The 25,574-nt window shown below is 66.6% G+C and carries 25 protein-coding genes; 6 read left to right on the top strand and 19 right to left on the bottom strand.

Going from position 1 to position 25,574, the window contains the following annotated elements; translation table 11 throughout:
* Positions 1 to 12: 12 nt before the first annotated feature.
* From RZN05_RS19390 to RZN05_RS19380, 3 genes are all read right to left on the bottom strand, one after another.
* Positions 13 to 438, bottom strand: a complete 426-nt coding sequence (locus RZN05_RS19390) for a hemerythrin domain-containing protein (protein WP_317228326.1) — start codon at positions 436 to 438, stop codon at positions 13 to 15.
* Positions 439 to 555: 117 nt separating this feature from the next.
* Positions 556 to 2,751, bottom strand: coding sequence for an excinuclease ABC subunit UvrB (gene uvrB / locus RZN05_RS19385; RefSeq protein ID WP_317228325.1), 2,196 nt, complete (start codon positions 2,749 to 2,751; stop codon positions 556 to 558).
* A 178-nt stretch (positions 2,752 to 2,929) separates the two neighbouring features.
* Positions 2,930 to 3,346: a hypothetical protein gene (locus RZN05_RS19380; RefSeq protein ID WP_317228324.1), complete on the bottom strand. Its 417-nt coding sequence runs from the start codon at positions 3,344 to 3,346 to the stop codon at positions 2,930 to 2,932.
* A 316-nt stretch (positions 3,347 to 3,662) separates the two neighbouring features.
* On the opposite strand from RZN05_RS19380, the gene RZN05_RS19375 reads away from it, so the two are divergent.
* Positions 3,663 to 4,235, top strand: a complete 573-nt coding sequence (locus tag RZN05_RS19375; protein WP_317228323.1) for a DUF3617 domain-containing protein — start codon at positions 3,663 to 3,665, stop codon at positions 4,233 to 4,235.
* 170 nt (positions 4,236 to 4,405) lie between these two features.
* Here RZN05_RS19375 and RZN05_RS19370 read toward each other — a convergent pair whose 3' ends face one another.
* Together RZN05_RS19370 and RZN05_RS19365 are read right to left on the bottom strand one after the other, a co-directional pair.
* Entirely contained in the window at positions 4,406 to 4,855 is a 450-nt protein-coding gene (locus tag RZN05_RS19370) for a hypothetical protein (RefSeq protein WP_317228322.1), read from the bottom strand.
* A 77-nt stretch (positions 4,856 to 4,932) separates the two neighbouring features.
* Positions 4,933 to 6,093 carry an MBL fold metallo-hydrolase gene (locus tag RZN05_RS19365; RefSeq protein WP_317228321.1) on the bottom strand — a complete coding sequence of 387 codons (1,161 nt, stop codon included), beginning with the start codon at positions 6,091 to 6,093 and terminating at the stop codon, positions 4,933 to 4,935.
* Positions 6,094 to 6,165: 72 nt separating this feature from the next.
* Between RZN05_RS19365 and ligA the strand changes: the two genes are divergently transcribed.
* Together ligA and RZN05_RS19355 are read left to right on the top strand one after the other, a co-directional pair.
* Positions 6,166 to 8,298 carry an NAD-dependent DNA ligase LigA gene (ligA, locus tag RZN05_RS19360; protein WP_317228320.1) on the top strand — a complete coding sequence of 711 codons (2,133 nt, stop codon included), beginning with the start codon at positions 6,166 to 6,168 and terminating at the stop codon, positions 8,296 to 8,298.
* A gap of 166 nt (positions 8,299 to 8,464) precedes the next feature.
* The gene (locus tag RZN05_RS19355; protein WP_317228319.1) at positions 8,465 to 11,131 is read left to right on the top strand and encodes a TonB-dependent receptor; all 2,667 of its coding nucleotides are present in this window, start codon (positions 8,465 to 8,467) and stop codon (positions 11,129 to 11,131) included.
* A 207-nt stretch (positions 11,132 to 11,338) separates the two neighbouring features.
* On the opposite strand, the gene RZN05_RS19350 is transcribed toward RZN05_RS19355, so the two are convergent.
* Together RZN05_RS19350 and mgrA are read right to left on the bottom strand one after the other, a co-directional pair.
* The gene (locus tag RZN05_RS19350) at positions 11,339 to 11,806 is read right to left on the bottom strand and encodes a GreA/GreB family elongation factor (protein WP_317228318.1); all 468 of its coding nucleotides are present in this window, start codon (positions 11,804 to 11,806) and stop codon (positions 11,339 to 11,341) included.
* A complete protein-coding gene (gene mgrA, locus RZN05_RS19345) occupies positions 11,803 to 12,864 on the bottom strand; it encodes an L-glyceraldehyde 3-phosphate reductase (protein ID WP_317228317.1) in 1,062 nt (353 codons plus the stop codon). The genes RZN05_RS19350 and mgrA overlap by 4 nt, the downstream gene beginning before the upstream one ends.
* A gap of 99 nt (positions 12,865 to 12,963) precedes the next feature.
* On the opposite strand from mgrA, the gene RZN05_RS19340 reads away from it, so the two are divergent.
* Positions 12,964 to 14,028: a glycosyltransferase gene (locus RZN05_RS19340; protein ID WP_317228316.1), complete on the top strand. Its 1,065-nt coding sequence runs from the start codon at positions 12,964 to 12,966 to the stop codon at positions 14,026 to 14,028.
* Here RZN05_RS19340 and RZN05_RS19335 read toward each other — a convergent pair.
* The 12 genes from RZN05_RS19335 to RZN05_RS19280 form a co-directional block, all read right to left on the bottom strand.
* Positions 14,025 to 14,375, bottom strand: a complete 351-nt coding sequence (locus tag RZN05_RS19335; RefSeq protein ID WP_317228315.1) for a HesB/IscA family protein — start codon at positions 14,373 to 14,375, stop codon at positions 14,025 to 14,027. The genes RZN05_RS19340 and RZN05_RS19335 overlap by 4 nt on opposite strands.
* Positions 14,375 to 14,872, bottom strand: coding sequence for an SUF system Fe-S cluster assembly protein (locus tag RZN05_RS19330; RefSeq protein ID WP_317228314.1), 498 nt, complete (start codon positions 14,870 to 14,872; stop codon positions 14,375 to 14,377). The genes RZN05_RS19335 and RZN05_RS19330 overlap by 1 nt, the downstream gene beginning before the upstream one ends.
* Positions 14,869 to 16,080: a cysteine desulfurase gene (locus RZN05_RS19325; protein ID WP_317228313.1), complete on the bottom strand. Its 1,212-nt coding sequence runs from the start codon at positions 16,078 to 16,080 to the stop codon at positions 14,869 to 14,871. Before RZN05_RS19325 ends, RZN05_RS19330 begins: the two co-directional genes overlap by 4 nt.
* A 109-nt stretch (positions 16,081 to 16,189) precedes the next feature.
* A complete protein-coding gene (locus tag RZN05_RS19320) occupies positions 16,190 to 17,275 on the bottom strand; it encodes a SufB/SufD family protein (protein ID WP_317228312.1) in 1,086 nt (361 codons plus the stop codon).
* A 109-nt stretch (positions 17,276 to 17,384) separates the two neighbouring features.
* Positions 17,385 to 18,125 carry a Fe-S cluster assembly ATPase SufC gene (sufC, locus tag RZN05_RS19315; RefSeq protein WP_317228311.1) on the bottom strand — a complete coding sequence of 247 codons (741 nt, stop codon included), beginning with the start codon at positions 18,123 to 18,125 and terminating at the stop codon, positions 17,385 to 17,387.
* The gene (locus RZN05_RS19310; RefSeq protein WP_317228310.1) at positions 18,125 to 18,445 is read right to left on the bottom strand and encodes a hypothetical protein; all 321 of its coding nucleotides are present in this window, start codon (positions 18,443 to 18,445) and stop codon (positions 18,125 to 18,127) included. The genes sufC and RZN05_RS19310 overlap by 1 nt, the downstream gene beginning before the upstream one ends.
* Positions 18,442 to 18,867 (bottom strand): hypothetical protein, encoded by a 426-nt coding sequence (locus tag RZN05_RS19305; protein ID WP_317228309.1) that lies wholly within the window; start codon positions 18,865 to 18,867, stop codon positions 18,442 to 18,444. Before RZN05_RS19305 ends, RZN05_RS19310 begins: the two co-directional genes overlap by 4 nt.
* 82 nt (positions 18,868 to 18,949) lie before the next feature.
* Entirely contained in the window at positions 18,950 to 19,462 is a 513-nt protein-coding gene (locus tag RZN05_RS19300; RefSeq protein WP_317228308.1) for a hypothetical protein, read from the bottom strand.
* Complete coding sequence (locus RZN05_RS19295) at positions 19,462 to 19,650, bottom strand: hypothetical protein (protein ID WP_317228307.1); 189 nt, start codon at positions 19,648 to 19,650, stop codon at positions 19,462 to 19,464. Before RZN05_RS19295 ends, RZN05_RS19300 begins: the two co-directional genes overlap by 1 nt.
* Positions 19,643 to 21,106, bottom strand: a complete 1,464-nt coding sequence (sufB, locus tag RZN05_RS19290) for a Fe-S cluster assembly protein SufB (protein WP_317228306.1) — start codon at positions 21,104 to 21,106, stop codon at positions 19,643 to 19,645. Before sufB ends, RZN05_RS19295 begins: the two co-directional genes overlap by 8 nt.
* Position 21,107: 1 nt before the next feature.
* Complete coding sequence (locus RZN05_RS19285; protein ID WP_317228305.1) at positions 21,108 to 21,584, bottom strand: SUF system Fe-S cluster assembly regulator; 477 nt, start codon at positions 21,582 to 21,584, stop codon at positions 21,108 to 21,110.
* Between the two features lie 74 nt (positions 21,585 to 21,658).
* The gene (locus tag RZN05_RS19280) at positions 21,659 to 22,588 is read right to left on the bottom strand and encodes a DUF6597 domain-containing transcriptional factor (RefSeq protein WP_317228304.1); all 930 of its coding nucleotides are present in this window, start codon (positions 22,586 to 22,588) and stop codon (positions 21,659 to 21,661) included.
* Between the two features lie 245 nt (positions 22,589 to 22,833).
* Between RZN05_RS19280 and RZN05_RS19275 the strand changes: the two genes are divergently transcribed.
* Together RZN05_RS19275 and ggt are read left to right on the top strand one after the other, a co-directional pair.
* Positions 22,834 to 23,808 carry a quinone-dependent dihydroorotate dehydrogenase gene (locus RZN05_RS19275; protein ID WP_317228303.1) on the top strand — a complete coding sequence of 325 codons (975 nt, stop codon included), beginning with the start codon at positions 22,834 to 22,836 and terminating at the stop codon, positions 23,806 to 23,808.
* 40 nt (positions 23,809 to 23,848) lie between these two features.
* Positions 23,849 to 25,564, top strand: coding sequence for a gamma-glutamyltransferase (ggt, locus tag RZN05_RS19270; protein WP_317228302.1), 1,716 nt, complete (start codon positions 23,849 to 23,851; stop codon positions 25,562 to 25,564).
* The last annotated feature ends 10 nt before the right edge of the window (positions 25,565 to 25,574 follow it).

Below are 25,574 nucleotides of genomic sequence, written 5' to 3'. Positions count from 1 at the left end.
CTCAACCTTCGATCAAGCAGCGGCCCGGCGGTGCGCGAGAACGCGCTCGGCATGGGAGTAGAGCACATGCTCTTCCCGCTCGATGCGTTCGGCAAGGCCGGCGAGGACCTTCCGTGTTTCCTCGCGAAACCGCACCCATTCGCGGTTGATCCGACCAACCGGCCAGGCGACGACATAGTCGGCGAAGGCTGGCGCGAGCCGGCCATGATCCTTGCGATACCGCCAGGCAATGCCGGTGGCGACTGCATCGCCGGACGACAGCAACACATCGTAGACCTGCCGGTCCTCGCGGCTGCAATGGGCGACCAGGGCCTGCGCCATCCCCCACCGCATCCCGGCGACGGCGGCGGCATCGGGAACCTCGCCCGCGACGATATCGAGCAGAAGCGCGGCCTGGGCCTCCAGGGCGCGATGTTCTGCGCAGAGCTGCTTAATCACTACGCGACTCCAACAATTTCGTGCTTTAATTAAGCATCAAGCGCCGCGATCATAAATCCGTAGAGTCCCCAGTACGTAACCGTTACGATAGCAATTCTTGAGGCGCCTGCGCCCTGATCATCGCCCGCGCGATCCGCCGAAGCGGGTCTTGGTCTGCTTCCCGTACCTTGTCTTGCGGGTGCCCGGCTTGCCTTCGTTGCTGCGGCCCATGATCGGGGCCTTGTGCTCGCCCGGGGGCAGCCCGAGTTCCTCCTGCTCGAGGCCGCGAATCTCGTCGCGGAGACGCCCGGCTTCCTCGAACTCCAGGTTCGCGGCGGCGTCGCGCATCTTCTTCTCGAGCTCCTCGATATAGGCGCGGAGATTGTGGCCGACCATGTGCGGGCGGTCGGCGTCGATCTCGACCAGCACGCCATCCTTGTTCGAGACGTGCGAGATGATGTCGCCGATGTCGCGCTTGATCGTCTCCGGCGTGATGCCGTGCTCGATATTGTAGGCGTGCTGCTTCTCGCGGCGGCGGCCGGTCTCGGCGAGCGCGCGCTCCATGCTGCCGGTGATCCGGTCGGCATAGAGGATCACGCGGCCCTCGACGTTGCGCGCCGCGCGGCCGATCGTCTGGATCAGCGAGGTCTCGGAGCGGAGAAAGCCCTCCTTGTCGGCGTCGAGGATCGCGACCAGCCCGCATTCGGGGATGTCGAGCCCCTCGCGCAGCAGGTTGATCCCGATCAGCACGTCGTACACGCCCATGCGAAGGTCGCGGATCAGTTCGATGCGCTCCAGCGTCTCGGTGTCCGAGTGCATGTAGCGGACCTTGACCCCCGCCTCGTGCATGTACTCGGTCAGGTCCTCGGCCATCCGCTTGGTGAGCGTGGTCACCAGCGTGCGATAGCCCTTCTCGGTCGTCTTGCGGCACTCCTGGATCAGGTCCTGGACCTGCTCCTCGACCGGCTTGATCTCGACCGGCGGATCGATCAGCCCGGTCGGGCGGATCACCTGCTCGACGAACACCCCGCCCGACTGCTCCATCTCCCACCCGCCCGGGGTCGCCGAGACATAGGTGGTCTGCGGGCGCATCGCGTCCCATTCGTTGAAGCGCAGCGGGCGGTTGTCGATCGCCGAGGGCAGGCGGAAGCCGTATTCCGCCAGCGTGATTTTCCGCCGATGGTCGCCGCGCGACATGCCGTTGATCTGGCCGATCGTCTGGTGGCTCTCGTCGACGAAGAGCAAGGCGTTCTCGGGGAGATACTCGAACAGGGTGGGCGGCGGCTCGCCGGGCATGCGGCCGGTGAGGAAGCGGCTGTAATTCTCGATGCCCGCGCAACTGCCGGTCGCGGCGATCATCTCGAGGTCGAAATTGGTGCGCTGCTCGAGCCGCTGGTGCTCGAGCAATTTGCCCTCGGCCTCCAGCTCCTTGAGCCGCTCGGCCAGTTCGAACTTGATCGCCTCCATCGCCTGCTTGAGCGTCGGCCCCGGCGTGACGTGGTGCGAATTGGCATAGACGCGGACGTAATCGAGGTTGGCGACCTTGCTGCCGGTCAGCGGATCGAACTCGGTGATCTCCTCGATCTCGTCGCCGAAGAACGAGATCCGCCAGGCGGTGTCCTCATAGTGCGACGGGAAGATTTCGAGGCTGTCGCCGCGGACGCGGAAATTGCCGCGCGCGAAGGCCTGGTCGTTGCGCTTGTACTGGAGCGCGACGAGTTTGCGGATGATCTCGCGCTGGTCCTCGACCTGGCCCTTCTTCAAATCGAAGATCATCGCGCTGTAGGTCTCGACCGAGCCGATGCCGTAGAGGCACGAGACCGAGGCGACGATGATGACGTCGTCGCGTTCGAGCAGCGCGCGGGTGGCCGAGTGGCGCATCCGGTCGATCGCCTCGTTCACCGAGCTTTCCTTCTCGATGTACGTGTCCGAGCGGGGGACATAGGCTTCGGGCTGGTAATAATCGTAATAGCTGACGAAATATTCGACCGCGTTCTCGGGAAAGAACGACTTGAACTCGCCATAGAGCTGCGCGGCGAGGATCTTGTTGGGCGCGAGGATCAGCGCGGGGCGCTGGAGCTCCTCGATCACCTTGGCCATGGTATAGGTCTTGCCCGATCCGGTGACGCCGAGCAGCACCTGGTCGCGCTCGCCGTTCCTGGCCTGCTCGACCAGCTCGGGGATCGCGAAGCGCTGGTCGCCCGAGGGCCGATAGTCGCTGACCAGCTTGAACGCCTTGCCGCCCTCGCTCTTCTCGGGGCGGTTGGGGCGATGGGGGACGAAGGTGTCGCCGGTTTCGGGCTCGTCGAGATTGGTGCGGATCTGGATGACCATGACGGGGATATGGGGCCTTTATCGGGGGGTGCAATCGGGCGGGCGGTTGACGGTCAAGTTGACGAAGTTGACTCGTGCCGCACGCGAGTCCGGCTTGGCTTGACTCGAGCGCCCAGAGGTCGGCTGCGCGGCGTTTCCGTGGCGAATGCCAAGTCTACCTAGCCACGCCGCTTCCCTCTTAAAGCTGGAACGCGCCCTCGCGCAGCGGAGGATAGACGACCGGCTTGTCGCCATAGCGCGCGCGCAAGGCCGCATCGACGCGCCCGTCGTCCATCACCTCGACATCGACCTCATCGCGATATTTGAACGCCACGGCAAACGCGTTTCCCTTTACGTCATACTCCATCACCGACCAGCGCCGCTCCTCCGGCTCCGCGCGACAAGCCTTCCACAGCAGGTCGATCAGGATCCTGTCGCCACAGTCGAAATATCGAACAGCCTCTCCCTCGTCCCTATACGCACTAGGCCTGCTCCAACCCTGGCCAATCTCGACATAAAGAAAGACGCCATCTGGATCGCCGCCTGCCACATTCGCCAGCGCACCTCCAATCTCGCTGAGGATTGGCCCAAAGGTATCGAATCTATCTTTCTTCATTTTCCTGATCCGTGATTTCGTGGGCAAAATCCTGAAAGTAGCTTCTTCCGTCGATGCTCCATCTCACCTCAAACGTGCGAGGGCCGCTTCGACGCACCCTCGTAGAAGGGCGTGATATCGACGAACGCCTTCTTCCCTTCGAGCGTAGCCTTGTACCAGCCATCCTTCCATGACGCGGTACGCCCCACGGTTGACCGAATATACCTTAGCATTTAGATAAGAACAAAGAAAGAACAAATTGTCCGGCAGTTCTGGATTGCCAATTTCGACGAATTCCGCTCAGAGCCTTGCAGTCACCTACGCAGGAACCGTCTTGATGCGCGCTACCATCGTCCTTGCCGCCACGGCCTTTGCGCTTTCCGCCTGCCAGTCCGCAGCCGAGAAGCATGCCGCCGAGACCGGCGAGATCGACGCCACCAACGCCAAGGCCGACGAAGTCGCCGGGCTGATCAAGGCGGCGTCGGCTAAGACCGCGGTCAAGCCGGGGCTTTGGAAGGCGACCCTGGCGATCGAGGCAGTCGATGTCGGGCCGGGCGCCGACAATGCGCGGCAGCTCGAGATCGCCAAGCGGCTCGAGCGCGATTCGACCGAGTGCCGCACCGCCGAGCAATTGAAGCCCTTCGACATCGACAAGCTGGAGAAGGCGGCGGGCGAGTGCACCTTCATCCGCTATGTCGCCAAGGGCGGCAAGGTCGACGCGCGGATCCAGTGCTCGAAGCCCAATGCGCCGGTGACCACGATCGAGATCACCGGGACCAGCACGGCGACCGGGTTCGACGTGGTGACGCAGAACAAGAGCGGCGTGGCCGGGCAGGCGGGGTATTCGCTGGTACGGATGCGCTCGACCGGCACGCGCGTGGGGGAATGCCCGGCGCAAGCCAAGGGGTGATCCTTAGCGACTCCCCTCCCTGCAAGGGAGGGGTTGGGGGTGGGTTGCGCGGCGCGGGGCTCGATGCCCCGGCCGGCGCCTTGAGGCCGGGCAATCGAGTCTTTTGGGCGCGCAGACGCGCGCACCCACCCCCTGCCCCTCCCTGCAAGCAGGGAGGGGAGTATAGAGGTTCACCCTTCGCCGCGGCGGTAGGCGATGCGCCACATCGCGGCGGCGATGGCGGCCGCCAGGCCGGCGAGGAGCGCGCTGGTGGCTAGCGCGCTCAGCCAGCGGAACAGCAGCGTTCGGCTGTCGAGCGCGGGGAGGCCGAACAGGCCGAAGCCATAGGTCTGCGCGCCGACGAAGATCAGCATCGCGGTGACCGAGCCGACCGCGGCGGCATGCCAGACGCGGCGCAGCCCCGCGATGTGGAGCGCGAGCCAGATCGGGCCGCCGACGGTGGTGATCGCCAGCGCCGAGAACACGCTGCCGATCAGCCAGCCGGCGAGCAGGCTCAACGGCTCACGCTGGCCACCCGAGAGCAGCAGGACGAGGATGAGCAGCCCGGCAAGGCCGCTGCCCGCGCCAAGCGCGAGCCCGGCGCGATCGATGCTGGTCTCGTAGCGGCGCTGCACGCGCACGACGCGGCGACTGACCTGTTCCAGAGCCCCTCTCCCCCGCGCCAGGATAGGCGCATGGCGGGTTCGCCTCAAGATGGTCACCGAAAGACGTCGAACCGGCCGGCGCGGGTGCACGCCTCTACTCGCGCCATATCGGGACGCGAGGGCGCCGCGCCGAGCGCGGGCACGTCGATTTGCCGGCCGATCGGGTGCGCGCCGAAGCGGGCGGAGTCGCTGCCGGCGCAGCCGTGCATCGCGCGCAGCATCCGCGGGGGCGTATCATGGGCTTCGCGCGACAGGCGGAAGGTGCCCCAATGGATCGGCAGCGCGAAGGGGCGGCCGAGCCCGTCCCAGACGCGGAGCGCGTCGCCCGGACCGATATGGCTGCCGCTCGCCATCTGCCCCTCCTCGAAGCGGAACGCGCCGATCGGGATCGCGGCGAAGCGGATCGGCCCGAGCGCCGCAGCCTCGGCTGGCCATTTGCCGTCGCCCAGGCCGGTATCGCCGGCGAAGAAGACATTGCCATGGGGGAGCCGCACCACGAAGCTCGACCAGAGCGCGCGGTTGCGGTCGGCGAACCAGCGGCTGTCCCAATGGTGGTTCCGCGTGACGGCGACCTGGATACCGGGGCGGATCGCCAGCCGTCCGCCCCAATCGAGCGCGTGGGCCGGGATGCCGGCCTGGCCGATGACGCTGTCATTGCCGAGGCTGGTGACGATCACCGGCTTGTCGCGGACCCAAAGCCGCTTGAGCGTGGCGCGGTCGAGATGGTCGTAATGGTTGTGGCTGACGAGGATCAGGTCGATCCTGGGCAGATCCGCGAGGCGCACGCCGGGCTCGGCGACGCGGCGCGGGCCGAAGCCGAACGGTCCGGCGCGGTCGCTCCATACCGGATCGGTGAGGATGTTGAGGCCGTCCGCCTGAATCAGCACGCTGGCATGGCCGATCCAGGTGACGCGCATTGCTGCGCCCTCGACGCGGGCGGGCGGCTTGGTCGGGGTCACGGCGATTTGGTCGGGCCAGGCGGGCTGGGTGGGATCGCCGAAGATGCGGCGGGCGATGAAGCCGGCGCGGTTGCCCTTCATCGCGATGCGATCGTCGTCGCCGTCGGGATTGAAGAAGTGCTCGCCGTCGAAATGCGCGGTGGCGGGGCCGCGATAATAGATCCGATCGAGGAAATGCGGGGCGATGGTGACCGCGAGGGAGAGAAGGACGATCGTCCATAACAGCCCGGCAAGGGCGAGCTTGAGCAGGCGCATGCCCCTATCTCGCGACGGCGGCGTGCTGGTTCAAGCTTGATCGTGCGGGGTGCGCTAATCTAACCCGCTGGGATGACCGCGCCGCTGCCCCAGACCCCGGAAGATGCCGCTGCCGAGCTCGCCACGCTCGCGGCCGAGATCGCGCATCATAACAGCCGCTATCATGGCGACGACGCGCCCGAGATCAGCGACGCCGATTTCGATGCGCTGATGCGGCGCAACGGCGCGATCGAGGCGGCGTTTCCCGAGCTGGTGCGTAGCGATTCGCCCTCCAAGGCGGTCGGCGCGGCGCCGAGCGGGCGGCTCGCCAAGGCAGCGCATGCGCAGCGGATGTTCAGCCTCGACAACGGCTTTTCGAACGAGGACGTCGCCGACTTTCTCGGGCGGGTGCGGCGGTTCCTCGCCTTGCCCGAAAGCGAGCCGGTTGCGCTGACGGCCGAGCCCAAGATCGACGGGCTGTCGTGCTCGCTGCGCTATGAAGGCGGCAAGCTGGTCCAGGCGCTGACCCGCGGCGACGGGCTGATCGGCGAGGACGTTACTGCGAACGTCCGCACGATCGGCGACATTCCGCAGGCGATCGACGGGGCGCCCGCGGTGTTCGAGGTGCGCGGCGAAGTCTATATGGCGAAGGACGCCTTCGCGGCGCTCAACGCGCGGCTGCTCGCCGAGGCCGAGGGGACCGACAAGGAAGCTCGCCAGTTCGCCAATCCGCGCAACGCCGCGGCGGGGTCGCTGCGCCAGAAGGACGCCGCGGTGACCGCGGCGCGGCCGCTGCGCTTCCTCGCCTGGGGCTGGGGCGAAGCGACCGCGCTGCCGGGCGAAACCCAGGTCGAGGTGATCCGCGCGATCGCGGCGATGGGGTTTCCGGTCTCCGAGCTGTTCGTCGGGCCGGTCGACCTCGACGCGGCGCTGGCGCACTACAAGGCGATCGAGACGGCGCGCGCGGACCTGCCGTTCGATATCGACGGCGTGGTCTACAAGATCGACCGGCTCGACTGGCAGACCCGGCTCGGCTTTGTCGGCCGCGCGCCGCGCTGGGGGCTGGCGCACAAATTCCCCGCCGAGCGCGCGCAGACGACGCTCAACGACATCGAGATCCAGGTCGGCCGCACGGGCAAGCTCACCCCGGTCGCCAAGCTCGAGCCGGTGACGGTGGGCGGCGTCGTCGTGCGCAACGCGACGCTGCACAATGCCGACGAGATCGCGCGGCTGGGGGTTCGGCCGGGCGACCGGGTGGTGCTCCAGCGCGCGGGCGACGTGATCCCGCAGATCGTCGAGAATTTGACGCGCGACGAGTCGCGCGAGCCCTATGCGTTCCCCGATCACTGCCCGATCTGCCATTCGGAGGCGGTGGCCGAGGAAGGCGAAGTCGATGTCCGCTGCACCGGCGGGCTGATCTGCCCGGCACAGCGGCTCGAGCGCCTGAAGCATTTCGTCAGCCGCGGCGCGCTCGACATCGAGGGGCTAGGTGAGAAGACCTTGGCCGAGCTGCTCGACCTGGGCTGGATCGCCGAGCCGGCGGACATCTTCCGGCTGGCGTCGCACCGCGACGAACTGCTCGGGCGCGAGGGGTGGCAGGAAAAGTCGGTCGATGCGCTGCTCGCCGCGATCGAGGCCAAGCGCACGCCCGACGCGGCACGGCTGCTGTTCGGGCTGGGCATCCGCCATATCGGCGCGATCACCGCGCGTGACCTGATGAAGCGCTACACCACCCTCCCCGCGCTCCAGGCGCTCGCCGACCAGGTCATCGCGCTGCGCGAGGCGACGCCCGCCCAACTCGGCGAAAGCGAAGCCAAGTACCGCGCGCGGCTCGACAAGGCGGTGGCCGAGCATATCGGCGTCGAGAATGTCGGCGGCGCGGTGGGGCAGGCACTCGCCGACTTCTTCCACGAGCCGCACAACCGCGCCGTGTGGGACGATCTGCTGGCCGAGGTTTCCCCCCCGCCCTTCATCGTCGAGACGCGCGAGTCCGAAGTCTCGGGCAAGACGCTGGTATTCACCGGCAGCCTGGAGACGCTGAGCCGCGACGAGGCCAAGGCGCAGGCCGAATCGCTCGGCGCCCGAGTCGCGGGATCGGTGTCGGCAAAGACCGATCTGGTGATCGCCGGGCCGGGCGCCGGATCGAAGCTCAAAAAGGCCGCCGAGCTCGGTATCCGTGTGATTTCAGAGGAAGAATGGTCTGCATTGGTCGCTGCGGTTAAGTGACTTTTTTGCAACGCAGCAATGGAATCAAACGTTACCAACAGCTTGAAACGGCTCAGTCGATTGACTGTCACAGCTTCGACATAAATGAATTCCATGGGCGGCCCGGACGGTGAACCGCACCGCGTGACTCAGTGCATCAGAGCACACCGAAAGGGACATTCTTAAAATGCGCACCAAGCTTTTTGCTGGCGTGGCTTTTGCCGCGCTGATGATTCCGGCGAGCGCCTTCGCGCAGTCGTCGGGCACGATCGACTCCGAGGAAGGCACCGAGATCGTCGTCACGGGCAGCCGCGTCGATAACGGCGTCTCCGGCGTCATTGTTCCCGATACGTCGAAGGCCAAGGGCGTCCTGACCCAGGAGTTCATCCAGCGCCAGGCGCCGGGCCAGTCGGTCAACGACATCATCAATCAGCTTCCGGGCGTCAGCTTCCAGAACAACGATCCGTTCGGTTCGTCGGGCGGCACGCTCACGATCCGTGGCTTCGACTCGAGCCGCATCAGCCAGACCTTCGACGGCGTTCCGCTGAACGACTCGGGCAACTATGCGATCTATTCGAACCAGCAGCTCGATCCCGAGCTGATCGAGCAGGTCAACGTCAACCTCGGCACCACCGACATCGACAGCCCGACCGCGGGCGCGACCGGTTCGACCGTCAACTACCGCACCCGCCTGCCGGGCCAGGATTTCGGCGTGAAGCTCTCGGGCTCGGCCGGCGACTTCGACTTCTTCCGCATCTTCGGCATGGTCGATACGGGCGAGTTCACTTCGTTCGGCACCCGCGCCTTCTTCGCCGCCAGCACCGCGCGCAACCGCTCGCCGTTCAACGCGGACGCCAAGGTCGAGAAGCAGCAGTATAACGGCCGCCTCTACCAGCCGATCGGCTCGAACGGCGACTTCATCTCGATCGCCGGCCATTACAACGAGAACCGCAACAACTTCCAGGGCTCGGTGCCGCTGCGCACCGACACCGCGGCAGTGACCGGCGGCCGCGTCGTCGGCCCGAACAGCTCGAACCGCTTCCCGATCACCACCGACGAGCGCGAATACACGGTCGCCGATTGCTCGATCACCAACACCGCGCGTCCCGGCGTCGCCGATACCGCGAACACCTGCGGCTCGATCTTCGACGAGCGCTTCAACCCGTCGAACACCGGCAACATCCGCGTCGGTTCGCGCTTCACGCTGGCCGACGGCCTGACGCTCTATGTCGATCCGAGCTACCAGTATGTGAAGGCCAATGGCGGCGGCACCGTCGTCGGCCAGGAAGCGCGTCGCGACGTGTTCCCGGCGGGTGGCGCAGCCAACTGCAACACCACCGCGAACGGCGTGGCGGTGAACTGCCAGACCGGCTATATCGGCGGCATTCCGTATTTCGGCCGTGATCTCAACGGCGACGGCGACCTGCTCGACACGATCCGCCTGGTCGCACCGAACCAGACCCAGACCCACCGTATCGGCGTGATCGCATCGATCCGTTACGAGATCACCCCGGACCAGACCGTCCGTCTCGCCTACACCTATGACCGCGCGCGTCACCGTCAGACCGGCGAGACCGGCTATCTGCAGCTCAATGGCAAACCGGTCGACGTCTTCCCGGTCAACAACGGGCTCACCGATGCCAATGGCCGCGTGCTCCAGCGCCGCGACCGCCTGTCGTTCGCGATCCTCCACAAGGTCGCGGCCGAGTATAACGGCAACTTCTTCGACGACACGGTGCACATCACCGCGGGTCTCGGCCTGCCGTTCCTCAAGCGCAACCTGACCAACAACTGCATCACTTCGAGCGCTGCAGGCTTTGTCGAGTGCTTCACCGACGACGCAGCCGCACAAGCAGCGTGGCTGGCCGGCACTCCGACCCAGCCGGCAGTCGGCGTGCTTCCCGCATTCCCGACCCAGGGGCCGCAGCAGCGCATCCTGAACTACAAGAAGGCGCTTCCGAGCATCGGCTACGTCGCCGACATCAGCAGCAACTTCTCGCTGTTCGGCAATTATTCGAAGAGCATCCAGGTCCCCGGCACGGACAATCTGTACAACTCGTTCTACTTCCCCTCGACGGCGGCCCAGGCCAACCCGGCGCCCGAGACCACCGACAATTTCGATACCGGCATCCGCTATCGTTCGTCGAAGGTGCAGGCGCAGGCCGTCGCCTGGTACACCGACTATAAGAACCGTCTCGCGCAGTCGTACGACGTCGAGCTCGAGCGCTCGATCTATCGCAACCTGGGCACGGTGAAGAAGTTCGGCTTCGACGGTTCGGTCGCCTTCCGCCCGATCCCCGAGTTCAGCGTCTACGCCTTCGGTTCGTACCTCGACTCGGAGATCCAGAACGACGTGGTCGTGGGCCGCACCACCGCAGCGGGTCCGCTCGGCCCGGTCGGTTCGCCGATCTACGCTCCGACCGCTGGCAAGCGTGAAGCGGGCTCGCCCGTCTACACCTTCGGCGGCGGCGCCCAGGGCTCGATCGGTCCGGTCGATCTCGGCGTCAACGTCAAGCGCACCGGTCCGCGCTACGTCTACGACACCAACGAGCCGGTCCGTGCGATCGTCGCCGGCACCACCTACGAAGTGTTCGGCACCAAGACCCCGGCCTACACGCTGGTCGACCTCAACGCCCGCGTCGGCCTCGAATGGGCCGGTCTGAACAAGAACACCTTCTTCCAGCTCAACGTCCTGAACGTGTTCGACGAGCTGTTCGTGGGTGGCTTCCAGGGCAACATCAACCAGGGTCCGACCTTCAGCCCGAACGGCACGATCACGAACTACGGCAGCGCGCCGAACTCGCAGATCGGCTATCCGCGCACCTTCATCGGTTCGCTGGTGGTGGGCTTCTAAGCCCACTTCCTTCGGGTACGAAAAGAAGCCGCCGCTCCAGCGATGGAGCGGCGGTTTTCTTTTTTGGGGCGATGCTGTCCGCCAATCCCGTTTGCCCTGAACTTGTCGAAGGGCCGTTCTGCCTTTCCTGCGCGGGAGAAGAAGAACGGTGCTTCGACAAGCTCAGCACGAACGGAGGGGAACCCCAGACAGGACGCGTGCCACCAGTCAGTCCGGGATCGCGGAAACCTCAAGGATCTCGATCGCTTCCGCCCGACCGTTGAAATCGACGCGCTCGCCCTCTTCGGCGCCCAGCAGCGCGTTGGCGAGCGGGGCCGAGAAAGCGAGGCGATCGGCATGCGGGTCGGCTTCGTCATGGCCGACCACGTCGATCACCCGCTCCTTGCCCGCCAGCTTTATACGCACGCGCGAGCCGATGCCGACCACGCCGTCCTCGGGGGGCGGCGCGATCTCGGCGGTGGTGCGGCGGGTGTTCCAGTAGCGCAGCTCGCGCTTGAGGACTTCGCGCGCCGCTTCCTCCGGCTCGGCAGCGACCGCCGCTTCGAGTTCGGCGACCCTGGCCTGGGTCAGCGCGAGGCCACGCGCAGTGACGAGGTTCGGGCCCGCGGGAAGCGGGATTTCGAACTTGGGTTCCTTATGTTCCTCGTCGCTCTCGCGGCGGAAGGCGACGCTCATCGTTGGGGTAGATCCTCTAACGTGCTCGAGACCTTCCAAAGATCGATCGCGCCTTCGGTTGCATGCACGTCGATTGCGGCAAGCTCCTCGGGACTGAAATCCAGATTGTTTACGGCGTCGAGCGAATCGTCGAGCTGCTGGACGGTGCGCGCGCCGACCAGCGCCGAGGTGACGCGGGGATCGCGCAGCACCCAGGCGATCGCCATTTGCGCGAGCGTCTGGCCGCGCTTCGACGCGATGTCGTTGAGCGCGCGAATGCGGGAAAGGTTCTCGTCGCTGAGCAGCCGCTGGTTGAGCGAGCCGCCGCGTGCCGCGCGCGCATCTTCCGGCACGCCCTTGAGGTATTTGGACGTCAGCATGCCCTGGGCGAGAGGCGAGAAGGCGATGCAGCCGGTGCCGAGATCGCCGAGCGTGTCGAGCAGTTCGTCCTCCACCCAGCGATTGAGCATCGAATAGCTCGGCTGGTGGATGAGCAAGGGCACCTTGTGCTCGGCGAGGATCGCCGCGGCCTGGCGAGTGAGTTCGGGCGAGTAGCTGGAGATGCCGACGTACAGCGCCTTGCCCTGGCGATGGAGGTGCGCGAGCGCGCCCATCGTCTCCTCGAGCGGGGTCTTGGGATCGACGCGGTGCGAATAGAAGATATCGACATAATCGAGCCCCATCCGCTTGAGGCTCTGGTCGCACGAGGCGATCAGGTATTTCCGGCTGCCGCCGACATCGCCATAGGGCCCCGGCCACATGTCCCAGCCCGCTTTGGTCGAGACGATCAGCTCGTCGCGGTGCGCGGCAAAGTCGGTCGCCAGCACGCGGCCGAAATTCTCCTCCGCCGAGCCGTAGGGCGGCCCGTAATTGTTGGCGAGGTCGAAATGGGTGACGCCGCGGTCGAACGCGCGGCGGAGCATCGCGCGGCCGGTCTCGAACACGTCGGTGCCGCCGAAATTCTGCCAGAGGCCGAGGCTGATCGCCGGCAAATCGAGCCCCGAGCGACCGGTGCGCCGATAGGGCATGCGGCCGTCATAACGCGCGGGATCGGCGGTCCAGGGCTGCGGATAGGGCATCGTGTCTCTCCATAAATGCCGATGTCGGGGGCGGACGCGGTTCGGCTGTCGCACGTCCTATAATGACATGGGTCCGCTTGTGTCATGGAAGGAGTTGGAATGCCCCGATTGGCGCTCGTCGTGATCGCTCGCAACGAGGCACGCTGCATCTCGCGCTGCCTGACCAGTGCGCGGCCTTATGTCGATGCGATGATCGTGCTCGACACCGGATCGACCGACGACACCGTCGCGATTGCGCAGGCCTGCGGCGCGACGGTGCATCATTTCGACTGGTGCGACGACTTCGCCGCCGCGCGAAACGCCGCGCTGGCGCATTCGGATGCCGACTGGAACCTCATCCTCGACGCTGACGACTGGCTCGAGGGCGATGCGAGCGCGCTGGGTGCCCGGACACTGCCCCCCGCCCCTGCTCCCGCGCGCTTCGTCGGCTGCGTGCGGATCGTCAATCGCAGCAGCCCCGACCAGCCAGTGACGCGGAAGTTCATCCCGCGGGTGCTGCCGCGCGGCGTGCGCTACGAGGGGCGGATACACGAACAGCCGGTGTCGTCGCTGCCGATGGTGCTGCTACCGCTGATGCTGCGCCATGACGGGTTCGAGGAGGCCCAGCTCGCGCGGAAGGCAGGGCGCAACGAGGCGATCCTGCGCGCCGAGCTGGAGGCCAATCCGGGCGATTCGTATCTTTGGTACCAGCTCGGCCGCGAGCATCTGGTGCGCGGCCAGCCGGACGAGGCGGTCGAGGCGCTGTGGACCGCGCATCGCACCAGCACGCAGGATACCGCCTATCGCCACGGCATCGTCGTCACATTGCTCCAGGCGCTCAAGCGCGCCGGGCGGCTCGACGAGGGACGGGCGTTCGCCGATGCCGAGCATATGCATTGGCAGCGCTCGCCCGATTTCTTCTTCGCGGTCGCCGACCTCTATCTCGAGGCCGCGAGCCGCCAGCCCGAGATCGCGATGGCCGAGCTGCTGCCGGTCGTCGAGGGGAGCTGGAAGCGGTGCCTGGAGATCGGCGAGCGGCCCGACCTCGACGGCTCGACCGAGGGCTGCGGCAGCCACCTCGCCGCGCAGAACCTCGCGATGCTGTATGAATCGCTCGGGATCGACGACGAGGCGGCTTTCTACGCCGATATGGCGGCGGGAATGCGCGGGAAGCTGGCGGCCTAGACGGTGAAGCTCTCGCCGCAGCCGCAGCTGCCCTTGGCATTGGGGTTCTGGAAGGTGAAGCCCGCCGTGAAATCGTCCTCGACCCAGTCCATCGTCGAGCCGATCAGATAGAGGATCGAGCTGCCATCGACATAGAAGGTGCCGCCCGGCGTCTCGATCTTCTCGTCGAACGCCTTGGCTTCGGTGACGTAGTCGACCGAATAAGCGAGCCCCGAACAGCCGCGGCGCGGGGTCGACAGCTTGACGCCCACGGTGCCCTCGGGCGCCTTGGCCATCAGGTCGGCGATGCGCTGCTCAGCCGCAGGGGTAAGGTTGAGCGCGGCGGGGCGGGTGCGGACGCTGACCATCAGAGCATTCCCAGTTCGAGCTTGGCGTCGTCGGTCATCTTCTGCGGATCCCAGGGCGGATCCCAGACGAGATTGACTTCGGCATGGCCGATCCCGGGCACCGATCCGACGCGTAGCTCGACTTCGCCGGGCATCGATTCCGCCACCGGGCAATGCGGGGTGGTGAGCGTCATCTGCACCGAGGCATGGCCGTCGGCCGTGATGTCGACGCTGTAGATCAGCCCCAAATCGTAGATGTTCACCGGGATTTCGGGATCGTAAATCTCCTTGAGCGCCTCGATCACGGACTCGTAGAGCGCGCCGCCGGGCTCGCCCGCGGGATGCGGCTCGGGCTTCTGCTGGAGGAAGCCGGTCAGATAGTCGCGCTTGCGCTCGAAGGTCTCCGTCACGCCCGCCGATGTTTCGGTGGGGGCATCGAGAACGTCTTCCACGCGCGCCTTGGGCGGAGCTTCGACGGCGTCGACCTGCTCGACTGCGATCCTGCGTTCCTCGTTCACCCGAAAATCCTCGTCACCCGTTCGATACCCTTGACCAACGCGGCGATATCGTCCGCGCCGTTATACACCCCGAAGCTCGCCCGCGCCGTCGCCGGCACGCCGAGCGCATCCATCAGCGGCTGTGCGCAATGATGCCCCGCGCGGATCGCTACGCTGCCTTCGTCCAAGATGGTGGCGACGTCGTGCGGATGCACCCCCTCGACGGCGAAACTGACGATTCCTGCGCTGTCGTCGGGGCCGAACAGGCGAACGCTGTTGATCTGGCCGAGCGCCTCGCGCGCCTGGGTCACCAGCGCGGTCTCGTGGGCGTGGATACGGTCCAGCCCGATGCCCTCGACATAATCCATCGCCGCGTGGAGCCCGAGCACGCCAACGATGTGCGGGGTGCCCGCCTCGAAGCGTCCGGGCGGCGGCGCGTAGGTCGTCCTGGCGAAGGTGACGCGGTCGATCATCGATCCGCCGCCCTGATAGGGGGGCATCGCGTCGAGCAGTTCGGCTTTGCCCCACAGCACGCCGATCCCGGTGGGGCCGTAGAGCTTGTGACCCGAGAAGACGTAGAAGTCGCAGCCGATCTCGGCGACGTTCACCGGCAGCCGCGGGACTGCCTGGCAGCCGTCGAGCAGGATCCTGGCGCCGACCGAATGGGCAATCTCGGTCGCGCGCCGTGCGTCGAGCACCGAGCCGAGGACGTTCGAGACGTGCGCGAGCGCGACGAGCTTGTGCGCCGGCGTGATCATCGCGGCCATCGCGTCGAGGTCGATGCGGTGGTCGGCGGTGAGCGGGATCACGTCGATTTCGGCGCCGACCTTCTCGGCGACCATCTGCCAGGGGACGATGTTCGAGTGGTGCTCGAGCGTCGAGAGCAGGATGCGATCGCCGGGGCGGAGCTGGGTGCCCGCCCAGCACTGCGCGACGAGGTTGATCCCCTCGGTCGCGCCGCGGACGAAGATCGTCTCGTTCGGCTGGCCGCCGATGAACTGCGCCACCCGCTCGCGCGCTGCCTCGAACGCCAGCGTCATGTCGGCCGAGCGCTGGTATACGCCGCGATGGACGGTGGCGTAGGTCTCGCCATAGCCGCGATTGATCGCGTCGAGCACGGGCCGGGGCTTTTGCGAGGTCGCCGCGGTGTCGAGATATGCCCAGCCCGCCGGGATCGCCGGGAAATCGGTGAGGACGTCGAGGGGACGGGTGTCGGTCGTCACACTCATTCTGCGTCACCCTGAACTTGTTTCAGGGTCCAACCCTCCACGAGCGACGTCCTCGGTTGCTGCACGTTGGATGCTGAAACAAGTTCAGCATGACGGCGGAAGAAGGCCATCACAGTGCAGCCTCCAGCCAGCGCTCGGCATCGGCTTCGAACGCCGCGCGAACTGCTTCTTCGCCGATCCGCGACAGCGCCTCGGCGACGAAGGCATGCGTGAGCAGCGCCTTGGCGCGGGACTCGGGGACGCCGCGGCTCTGGAGATAGAACAAGGCGCGCTTGTCGAGCTCGCCCACGGTGGCGCCGTGCGCGCACTTCACGTCGTCGGCGAAGATCTCGAGCTCGGGCTTGAGGTTCACCGTCGCGCCGCGATCGAGGAGCAGGCCGCGCAGCGACTGCTCGCCATCGGTCTGCTGGGCATGGCGGGCAACTTCGACCCGCGCGGCGAGGCTCGCGGCCGACCGATTGGCGGCGACTGCGCGCCACAATTGCCGCGAACTGCCTTCGATCGCCTCGTGGCGTACCGCGACCGCGGCTTCCTGCTTCTGGGTGCCCGAGGTCAGCAAGGCGCCGCCCATCTCGGCGAACGCGCCCTTGCCGGTGAGCGTCAGCGCGCCGTCGATCCGCGTGCCCATCCCGCCGGCACCGAGGAAGATCGAGACGAGGCTCGCCGCCTCGCCGACCTGCGCCTCGTCGCGGATCGAGACGAAGCCGTCGGCCTGGACCAGCCGCACCGCGCGCATCAGCCGGGCGCCGCGGGCAAGGTGCATCTGGGTGATGCGATTGGCCCAGCCGCTGCCGGCATAGGTCTCGGTGATCGTCGCGACGGCGTCTTCGGCGAGCATGATCCGCGCGGGGACGTGACTCTCGCCGCCCGAGCCGAGATGGACGATCTGGATGCCGGTCATTGCGACTTGCGGGTCGAGCGAGAGCACCCAGCCCTCGCCCTCTGCCATGCTGCCGAGCGGGTGCGCGGTCTCGGGCGCGAAGCGCGCGACCTTGACCGGGCCCGGGCGGCTATGCGCGGGCTCGAACACGCCGTCGACGAAGAGCAGACGCGGGCCCTCAACGTCGAGGAACAGGTCGGCGGGCTTGATCCCAGAGTCGCGCGGCACGGTATCGGCGGCGGCGCGCAGCGCCTGCATATCGGCCCACCGCCACTCTTCGAGCTTCGGCGTGGGGAGTTCGAGGACCGAACTCATTCCCCGTCACCCTGAACTTGTTTCAGGGTCCAACCCTCCACGGGGGACGTCTTCGCTTGTTGCGCAATGGATGCTGAAACAAGTTCAGCATGACGAGGCGTAGAGCCCTTCACGCCGCCACTCCATAGCCTTCGCGCTCGAGCTGGAGCGCGAGTTCGGGGCCGCCGGTGCGCGTGATACGGCCGGCTTCGAGGACGTGGACGAAATCGGGCTGCACATAATCGAGCAGGCGCTGATAATGGGTGATCAGGATCACCGCCTTGTCGGGCGCGCGCATGATCCGGTTGATGCCGTCGCCGACCGCCTTGAGCGCATCGATGTCGAGCCCGCTATCGGTCTCGTCGAGGATCGCCAGCCTGGGGCCGAGGATGCCCATCTGAACCATCTCGTTGCGCTTCTTCTCGCCGCCCGAAAAGCCGACATTGACCGGGCGCTTGAGCATTTCCTGGTCCATGCCGAGCGCGTCTGCCTGCGCCCTTGCGAGCTTGAGGAACTCGCCGCCCGACAGCGGCGCCTCGCCGCGCGCACGGCGCTGGCTGTTGAGCGCCTCGCGGAGGAACTGGACGTTCGAGATGCCGGGGATCTCGACCGGATATTGGAAGCCGAGGAACAGGCCAGCCGCGGCGCGCGCATGCGCGTCCATGTCGAGCAGATCCTCGCCGCCGAAGGTCACGCTGCCACCGGTCGCTTCGTAATTGGGGCGCCCGCCCAGCACATAGCCGAGCGTCGACTTGCCCGCGCCATTGGGCCCCATGATCGCATGGACTTCGCCCGCATTGACGGTAAGGCTGAGCCCCTTGAGGATTTCCTTGCCGTCGATTTCGGCGCGCAGGTCGGTGATGGTAAGCATTATTCCTGTTCTTCCTGGTCGATCTGGGCGCGCGCGAAGGCGAGCAGCTTCGGGCGGGCACAAGCGCGGATCGCCTCCGCGCTCTCCGCGGGCACAGTGCGTGCGCAGGCGACAGCGGTCTCACAGACAGCACGATCGAACGCCGCGTCGCCGCTGGTCTTCGCGATTGCACAGCCGCGCACCCGACGCTTGCGATCGTAGCGGAGGCTGACTCGCATCCGTTCCTGGCGAGCCTGCACGACGATCTCTTCCGCCGACAGGTCGACGGACGGCGCCTCTTGCACAACAGGCGCGAGAAGCAATGCCGCGAGCAGCGTCATAGCGGCACTGTTAGCAGCTTGACCGAGGTCAGCGGCTCCGGGGCGTTATAGGCATCGACGCGGCCGCCATCGGGCAGCTCCCAGATGATCTTGTATTGTTTGGACTGGACGATCGCCGCCGAGACATCGGCCTCGACCGAATCGAGGATGCCCTGCATCCGGCCCCACCAGCGCTTGTTGACCGGGCGATCACCGACGGTGATCCGGCCCTGCGTGAAATCGCCCTCGGCAAAGGCGCGGCAGCCCTTGACCGCATCGGCGACCTTGGCGGCACGCGCGCCATCCTCGCCCGGCGCGACGCCGACCTGGCGGACGATGCAGCGGGCGTGCTTGGTGGCGATGCCGATCTGCGGCACGCTGTCGACGGCGACGCCGCCGGCGGCCTGGGGCGCGGCGAGCGCGAGCAGAAGTGCGAAGGTCATTGCGATACTCCCAGGGGCGCGAACATCCGCCCCGTGTGTGGCTGTAGCCGGACGAGGCTTGCCCGGCGCTGACTGGCGCAGATCATTCGCCGACCTCCCTGGCCGGACCGACGCGGATCACCGGGCCGTCCGACGGCGGCCGGGGCAGCGGCGGCAGCTTGACGCGCTGGCGCTCGGTCTCACGGCTCGGCTCCTGGAGCCCGAGCGGCCCCGCCTGCCCTTCGGCGAGCGAAGGCCTGGGCTCGTTGAGCTTGGGCAGGACGAAGGTCTGCGGCACCGATGAAGTCGCCGGGCGCGGCTCCGCGGGCATGGCGACGGCGGCAAGCTCGACGAAATCGCGGCAATCGGTCACTTCGTCGGCGGTCTTGGCGTAGCAGACCGGCGTCGCCTGGCACGCATTGGTGTCACGCCGCTGGCTGCCGCTCGACACCATGATCCGGCAATTGCGCAAGCGGCCGTCGGTGCCCTTGTCGAACAGCATCGTGGTGTGCCCGAAGGTCGCGCGCACGACGATCTCCTCCTCCTCCTCCTGCCCCTCGGTAGCAGGCGGCGCGGCAGGCACGTCCTGCGCGAGAAGAAGGAGCAACGCCAGCATCAGCGGTTTTCGCTTCTGGACGCTATGTCGTGGTGCATACCATCGGCATCGCGCACCAACCCTACGCCCGCAAGAATATGGGCAATCGCCTCGCGGTCCTCGCGAGCCACGGCGGCCTCATATTTCGACAGTACGCCCGCAGCGAAGAGGCGCTCATTGACCGTCATTCCGGAATAACGGTCAACCAACGGAACCCTCCAGCGATATCCCCAGCAGCTTCTGCGCCTCGACGGCGAACTCCATCGGGAGCTGCTTGAGCACTTCGCGCGCAAAGCCGTTGACGATCAGCGCAACGGCCGCCTCCTGGTCGAGCCCGCGCTGCATCGCGTAGAAGAGCTGGTCCTCGCTGATCTTGGAAGTGGTCGCCTCGTGCTCGATCTGTGCGCTCGGGTTCTTGACCTCGATATACGGCACGGTGTGCGCGCCGCACTGGTCGCCGAGCAGCAGGCTGTCGCACTGAGTGAAGTTGCGGACATTCTCGGCGCCGGCATTGACCAGCACCTTGCCGCGATAGGTGTTGTCGCTGCGGCCCGCCGAAATGCCCTTCGACACGATCGTCGAGCGCGTATTCTTGCCGATATGGAGCATCTTGGTGCCGGTATCGGCCTGTTGGCGGCCGTTGGTCACCGCGACCGAATAGAATTCGCCGACCGAGCCATCGCCCTTGAGGACGCAGCTGGGGTATTTCCAGGTGATCGCGCTGCCGGTCTCGACCTGGGTCCAGCTGACCTTCGAGTTCGTCCCCTCGCACAAAGCGCGCTTGGTGACGAAGTTGAAGATGCCGCCCAGCCCGTTCTCGTCGCCGGGATACCAGTTCTGCACGGTCGAATATTTGATCTCGGCATCGTCGAGCGCGACCAGCTCGACCACCGCAGCGTGGAGCTGGTTCTCGTCGCGCATCGGCGCGGTGCAGCCTTCGAGATACGAGACGTAGGCGCCCTTGTCGGCGACGATCAGCGTGCGCTCGAACTGGCCGGTATTCTCCGCATTGATGCGAAAATAGGTGCTCAGCTCCATCGGGCAGCGCACGCCTTCGGGCACGTAGACGAAGGTGCCGTCGGAGAAGACCGCAGCGTTGAGCGCCGAGAAGAAATTGTCGCGCACCGGCACGACCTTGCCGAGCCATTTGCGGATCAGATCGGGATATTCGCGGATCGCCTCGCTGATCGAGCGGAAGATGACCCCGGCTTCTTCGAGCTCCTTGCGGAACGTCGTGGCGACCGAGACGCTGTCGAACACGGCATCGACGGCAATCTTTCGCGATCCCTCGACCCCGGCGAGCACCTTCTGCTCCTCGATCGGGATGCCGAGCTTCTCGTAGACGCGCAGGATCTCGGGATCGAGTTCGTCGAGGCTGCCAATCGTCTTCTTCGCCTTGGGCTCGGCGTAGTAATAGGCGTCCTGGTAATCGATGTGCGGAATCTGCAGCTTCGCCCATTGCGGAAGCTCCATCTCCTGCCAGATGCGGAACGCCTTGAGGCGCCAATCAAGCATCCATTCGGGCTCGTTCTTCTTGGCGCTGATATAGCGAACCGTGTCTTCGCTCAGCCCCTTGGGCGCGAATTCCTGCTCGACGTCCGAGGCGAAGCCCCATTCATACTTCTTGTTCGCGGCGGCGAGCGCCTCGGCATTCTTCGTGGCCATATTACACCTGTTCCCCGGCAAGCGCCGGGACCCGATCGACGGACTCGGGATGCTGGCCGCCGGCGGACGCCGGGGCAGCGGAAAGTTGGGAGAGCGTGATGCCCGCGAGCGCGCCCTTTACGGCGCCGTTGACGGCATTCCAATGCGGTTTGACCCGGCACGTCTCCTGCACGCAACAATCATGCTTGCCGCTATCGACGCACGCGGTGAGCGCGATCGGCCCCTCGATCGCCTCGACGATGTCGGCGACGGTGATCGCCGCAGCCGGGCGGGCGAGACGGAAGCCGCCGCCGGTGCCGCGCGCGCTTTCGATCAGGCCGGCGGCGGAAAGCTTGCTGACCAGCTTCTGCACCGTGGGAAGCGGCAGCCCGGTATCGGCGGCGAGTGTAGTCGCGTTGAGCCGGCACGATTCGCCGCAACGGCGCGCGGCGGCGGCCATCATCACTACGGCATAGTCGGCGAGGCTCGAAAGGCGCATCGGCTCCTGCTCACCCTCTGCGCGAAAGCGCAACGGGCATCAATCGGATTGATTCTGTCCGATTGCAGATGGGCTCAAGCAGCGCGAAGGTCAACCGGTTCGGGAATGACTTCGGGCAGGAAGTGCAGTCCTTCGTTCTTGAGCGTCAGCGCGAGCGCGGGATCGGTGTTGCCGCGGATATTGGTCGGCGTGTAGCCAGTGAAGTGCTTGACCTCGTTGATCATGTGCGACTGATCGGAGAAGGGATCGAGCACGTCGGAGAGCGGCGCGCCCTGGAAGATCTGCATCGCGGCGCGGATCGCGCGGAACTTGCGCTTGAGCTTTGTCGGCGGGCCGCCGAAATATTCGAGGCACAGCCGCTGGACCTGGCGCTCGCCGAGCCCCGAATTGGCTTCGATCGTGGCATAGAGCGCGTCGATCGTCGGATCGGCGCGCGCGGCCCATTCGCGCACCGCGCTTAGGAAGGGGAAATGCGCCTCGGGAACGGGCTTCACTTCCTCCTGCCGCATGATTAACTGCGGCGCGATCGCCGAGATCATCTCGTCGAGCTCGGTCATTCCGCGCAATTGCTCGAGCAGCCTCGGCGCGCGCTCGCAGAACAATTTCTCGCCGTCGATGATGTGATCGGTAACCTTGTGCGCGGGGATGCCGATCAGCGCCTTCCAGCCGATCGCGCGCAGCACCACGCCGAAGCAGAGGACGGGCCCGCGCATCTTGTACGTGGCGGCGGCGGTGCCGGGACCCGCAACCATGATCGGCTTGAGCTTCTCGACATGGCCGTCGGGGAAGGTCATCTCTCCCTCGCCGCGGATCAGGAAGCGGATATGGCCCAAGTCGATCCGCTCGGCGCGCTCGATCTCGCCCTCGCCTTCCCAGCGGAACAGATAATAGGATTCGACGTGCGGCAGCAGCCGGCCCTTGGCGGGGACGACTTCGATCGACGGTGCAGGCGCGTTTTCGCTGACGTCGCGAACGGCCGGCTTTCTGTTGGTTGCGCCCCGCATGTACGAATCAAGCCCCTCGATCCACGAATCCGTGTCTCGTCCGTGTCTATATCGACAAGGACGGCCAGATAAAAGTGACCCGGCCGGTGTTACCCGGCCGGGCCAGTGGAAAGGGTTCCCCCCGTTGAAGCGGAAACCCCTCGGGTCGCAACACCTACCTAGACCCCCGTAAGACTACTGTATTGGACGGATTCGACATTGCGTGAATTTTGACGCGGGCGCGCCTCGATGCGATGGCGCGGGGCATGGCCTATCCGCTCCGTTCCGCCCTGTTCGCCCTCGATGCCGAGACCGCCCATCGCGCGTCGATCGCCGCGCTGCGTGCCTGGGGAGCGCTGGGCGTGCCCTTTGCCCCGCGCGGCGACTCGCGGGTGGTGCGCGTGGCGGGGATCGACTTTCCCAACCGGGTCGGGCTCGCCGCGGGAATGGACAAGAATGCCGAGGCGGTGGCGGGACTGTTCGGACTCGGATTCGGGGCGGTGGAGGTAGGAACGCTGACGCTGCGGCCGCAGCCGGGCAACCCCAAGCCGCGGCTTTTTCGGCTCGCCGAGGACGCGGCGGTGATCAACCGGATGGGGTTCAACAATGACGGGATCGACGCGGCGCTGGCGCAGATCGCGGCGATGCCCGGGCGCGCGGGGGTGCTGGGGATCAATGTGGGGGCGAACAAGGATTCGACCGATCGCGTTGCCGATTATGCCGAATGTGTGCGGAAAGCGGCGCATTTTGGCGATTATCTGACGATCAATGTCAGCTCTCCCAACACGCCGGGGTTGCGCGATCTCCAGTCGCGGCCTGCGCTCGACGAATTGCTTGCGGCCTGCGACGCGGCGCGGGGCAGCACGCCGCTGTTCCTGAAAATCGCGCCCGACCTCGACCGGGCAGGGATCGAAGGCGCGGTGCGCGCGGCGATCGACAATCGGATCGACGCGTTGATCGTGTCGAATACCACGATCTCGCGGCCTGCATTGCAGTCGAAGCATGCGGGCGAGGCCGGCGGGCTTTCGGGAGCACCGCTGCGCGAACTGGCACTGGCCAAGCTGATCGAGGCGCGCGAGGCGAGCGGCGGGGCACTGCCGCTGATCTCGGCAGGCGGGATCGACGGGCCCGACGAAGCCAAGCGGCGGATCGATGCCGGCGCGGCGCTCGTCCAGATCTACAGCGCCTTGGTCTATCGCGGTCCCGGGCTGGCGCGGGCGATCGCGCGCGCGCTGACGTAGCGTCTTTGCCGGCACGCCAAAGCGGGCTACGGCTGGGGCCATGAAAAAGATGGTCGCGCTGCTGATTGCCCTGTTCCTGCCCTTCGCCGCTTCGGCGCAGGGAATCGTCAGCGCCGCGGACCCCAGAGCCGCCGCGGCGGGGGTCGAGATCCTGCGAAAAGGCGGCACCGCGACCGATGCGGCGATCGCGACGATGCTCGCGCTCAACGTGGTCGAGCCGCAGAGCGCCGGGATCGGCGGCGGCGCGTTCTTCGTGGTCTATGACGCCAAGAAGAAGGTGACGATCACGGTCGACGGGCGCGAGGCGGCGCCGATGGCCGCGGACGGCCACTGGTTCTACGCTGACGGCAAGCCGCTCGGCATCCGCGACGCGATACCGGGCGGGCGCAGCGTCGGCGTGCCGGGCACGTTGCGCGCAATGGCGCTGGCGCACGACAAGAACGGCAAGCTGGCCTGGGCCGAGTTGTTCACGCCCGCGATCCGGCTGGCGCGCGAGGGCTTCCCGGTTTCGCCCCGCCTCGCCAATGCGCTGCGCGCCTATTCCAGCCATGTCTCGCCGGCGACGCGCGCGCTCTATGCCGGTCCCGACGGCAAGCCGCTGGCGGCCGGCGCGATCGCGCGCAATCCGCAACAGGCCGACCTGCTCGAACGCGTCGCGAAGCTCGGCCCGGACAGCTTCTATGTCGGCCCGCAGGCGCAGAAGCTGATCGACACGGTCAACAACGCGGCGCGCAATCCCTCGAAGATGACCGTGGGCGACCTTGCCGCATACGAGGCCAAGGAGCGGCCGGTGCTGTGCGGCAGCTACCGGAAGTACAAGGTGTGCTCGATGGCGCCGCCGTCGTCGGGCGGGATCGCGGTGCTGATGATCCTCAAGCAGCTCGAGCGCTTCGACATGGCGAAGCTGGGCAAGGATTCGCCCGTCGCCTGGCATCTGTTCGCCGAATCGACACGCCTCGCCTTTGCCGACCGCAACCTCTATCTCGGCGATCCCGATTTCGTCGACGTGCCGCTCAAGGGACTGCTCGATGCGAAGTATCTCGCCGGCCGCTCGGCGCTGATCAGCCCCAAGACCAGCATCGCCAATATCGTGCCGGGCACGCCGAAGGGCGCGCCGGCGCGCAAGCGCGTCACGCCCAACGAAGTCTCGGGCACCACCTCGCTGTCGGTCGCCGATGGCGCGGGCAATGTCGCGCAGGTGACGACGACGATCGAGGGCGGCTGGGGATCGGGCCTGTCGGTCGACGGGACGATGCTCAACAACGAGCTCACCGACTTCGACATCGTGCCCGAGAGCGACGGCTACCTCGTCGCCAACCGGATCGAGGGCGGCAAGCGCCCGCGCAGCTCGATGGCGCCGACGATCGTCTACGGCCCCGACGGCAAGGTGCGCCTCGCGGTCGGCGCAGCCGGTGGCCCGACCATCATCGCGCAGGTCGCCAAGGCAATCATCGGCGTGATCGACTGGAAGCTGAGTTCGCAGGATGCGATTGGCCTGGGATTACTGTTCGCGCCGGGCCCGATGGCCACCGCCGAGCGCGACACCCAGCTCGACGCGATGATCCCGGCGCTCCAGGCATTGGGCGAGCAGGTCCGCTCGGGGCAGCTCGGGCTCAAGGCCAATGCCGTCGAACGAGTCGGCGGGCGCTGGAGCGGCGGCGCGGACCCTCGGAGCGAGGGGGTCGTTATGTATCAGGACGGGCGCGTCGCGCCGATCACGCGTTTCGTGCCGAAGCCCGACCGTCCGTCGGAATAAGCGGGACGCC

The organism is Sphingomonas sp. HF-S4 (genome assembly GCF_032911445.1).
Taxonomy (GTDB): Bacteria; Pseudomonadota; Alphaproteobacteria; order Sphingomonadales; family Sphingomonadaceae; genus Sphingomonas; species Sphingomonas agrestis.
The sequence above is the reverse complement of the archived record's forward strand: the minus strand, read 5'-3'. Positions and strand labels throughout refer to the sequence as shown.

Coding starts and splice junctions, on each gene's coding strand:
- RZN05_RS19355 (WP_317228319.1), top strand. CDS start 8,465: ATGCGCACCAAGCTTTTTGCTGGCGTGGCTTTTGCCGCGCTGATGATT.
- ligA (WP_317228320.1), top strand. CDS start 6,166: ATGACCGCGCCGCTGCCCCAGACCCCGGAAGATGCCGCTGCCGAGCTC.
- RZN05_RS19375 (WP_317228323.1), top strand. CDS start 3,663: ATGCGCGCTACCATCGTCCTTGCCGCCACGGCCTTTGCGCTTTCCGCC.
- RZN05_RS19350 (WP_317228318.1), bottom strand. CDS start 11,806: ATGAGCGTCGCCTTCCGCCGCGAGAGCGACGAGGAACATAAGGAACCC.
- RZN05_RS19280 (WP_317228304.1), bottom strand. CDS start 22,588: ATGCGGGGCGCAACCAACAGAAAGCCGGCCGTTCGCGACGTCAGCGAA.
- sufC (WP_317228311.1), bottom strand. CDS start 18,125: ATGCTTACCATCACCGACCTGCGCGCCGAAATCGACGGCAAGGAAATC.
- RZN05_RS19305 (WP_317228309.1), bottom strand. CDS start 18,867: ATGACCTTCGCACTTCTGCTCGCGCTCGCCGCGCCCCAGGCCGCCGGC.
- RZN05_RS19320 (WP_317228312.1), bottom strand. CDS start 17,275: ATGAGTTCGGTCCTCGAACTCCCCACGCCGAAGCTCGAAGAGTGGCGG.
- RZN05_RS19285 (WP_317228305.1), bottom strand. CDS start 21,584: ATGCGCCTTTCGAGCCTCGCCGACTATGCCGTAGTGATGATGGCCGCC.
- RZN05_RS19275 (WP_317228303.1), top strand. CDS start 22,834: ATGGCCTATCCGCTCCGTTCCGCCCTGTTCGCCCTCGATGCCGAGACC.
- RZN05_RS19380 (WP_317228324.1), bottom strand. CDS start 3,346: ATGAAGAAAGATAGATTCGATACCTTTGGGCCAATCCTCAGCGAGATT.
- RZN05_RS19340 (WP_317228316.1), top strand. CDS start 12,964: ATGCCCCGATTGGCGCTCGTCGTGATCGCTCGCAACGAGGCACGCTGC.
- ggt (WP_317228302.1), top strand. CDS start 23,849: ATGAAAAAGATGGTCGCGCTGCTGATTGCCCTGTTCCTGCCCTTCGCC.
- sufB (WP_317228306.1), bottom strand. CDS start 21,106: ATGGCCACGAAGAATGCCGAGGCGCTCGCCGCCGCGAACAAGAAGTAT.
- uvrB (WP_317228325.1), bottom strand. CDS start 2,751: ATGGTCATCCAGATCCGCACCAATCTCGACGAGCCCGAAACCGGCGAC.
- mgrA (WP_317228317.1), bottom strand. CDS start 12,864: ATGCCCTATCCGCAGCCCTGGACCGCCGATCCCGCGCGTTATGACGGC.
- RZN05_RS19335 (WP_317228315.1), bottom strand. CDS start 14,375: ATGGTCAGCGTCCGCACCCGCCCCGCCGCGCTCAACCTTACCCCTGCG.
- RZN05_RS19365 (WP_317228321.1), bottom strand. CDS start 6,093: ATGCGCCTGCTCAAGCTCGCCCTTGCCGGGCTGTTATGGACGATCGTC.
- RZN05_RS19325 (WP_317228313.1), bottom strand. CDS start 16,080: ATGAGTGTGACGACCGACACCCGTCCCCTCGACGTCCTCACCGATTTC.
- RZN05_RS19300 (WP_317228308.1), bottom strand. CDS start 19,462: ATGCTGGCGTTGCTCCTTCTTCTCGCGCAGGACGTGCCTGCCGCGCCG.
- RZN05_RS19310 (WP_317228310.1), bottom strand. CDS start 18,445: ATGACGCTGCTCGCGGCATTGCTTCTCGCGCCTGTTGTGCAAGAGGCG.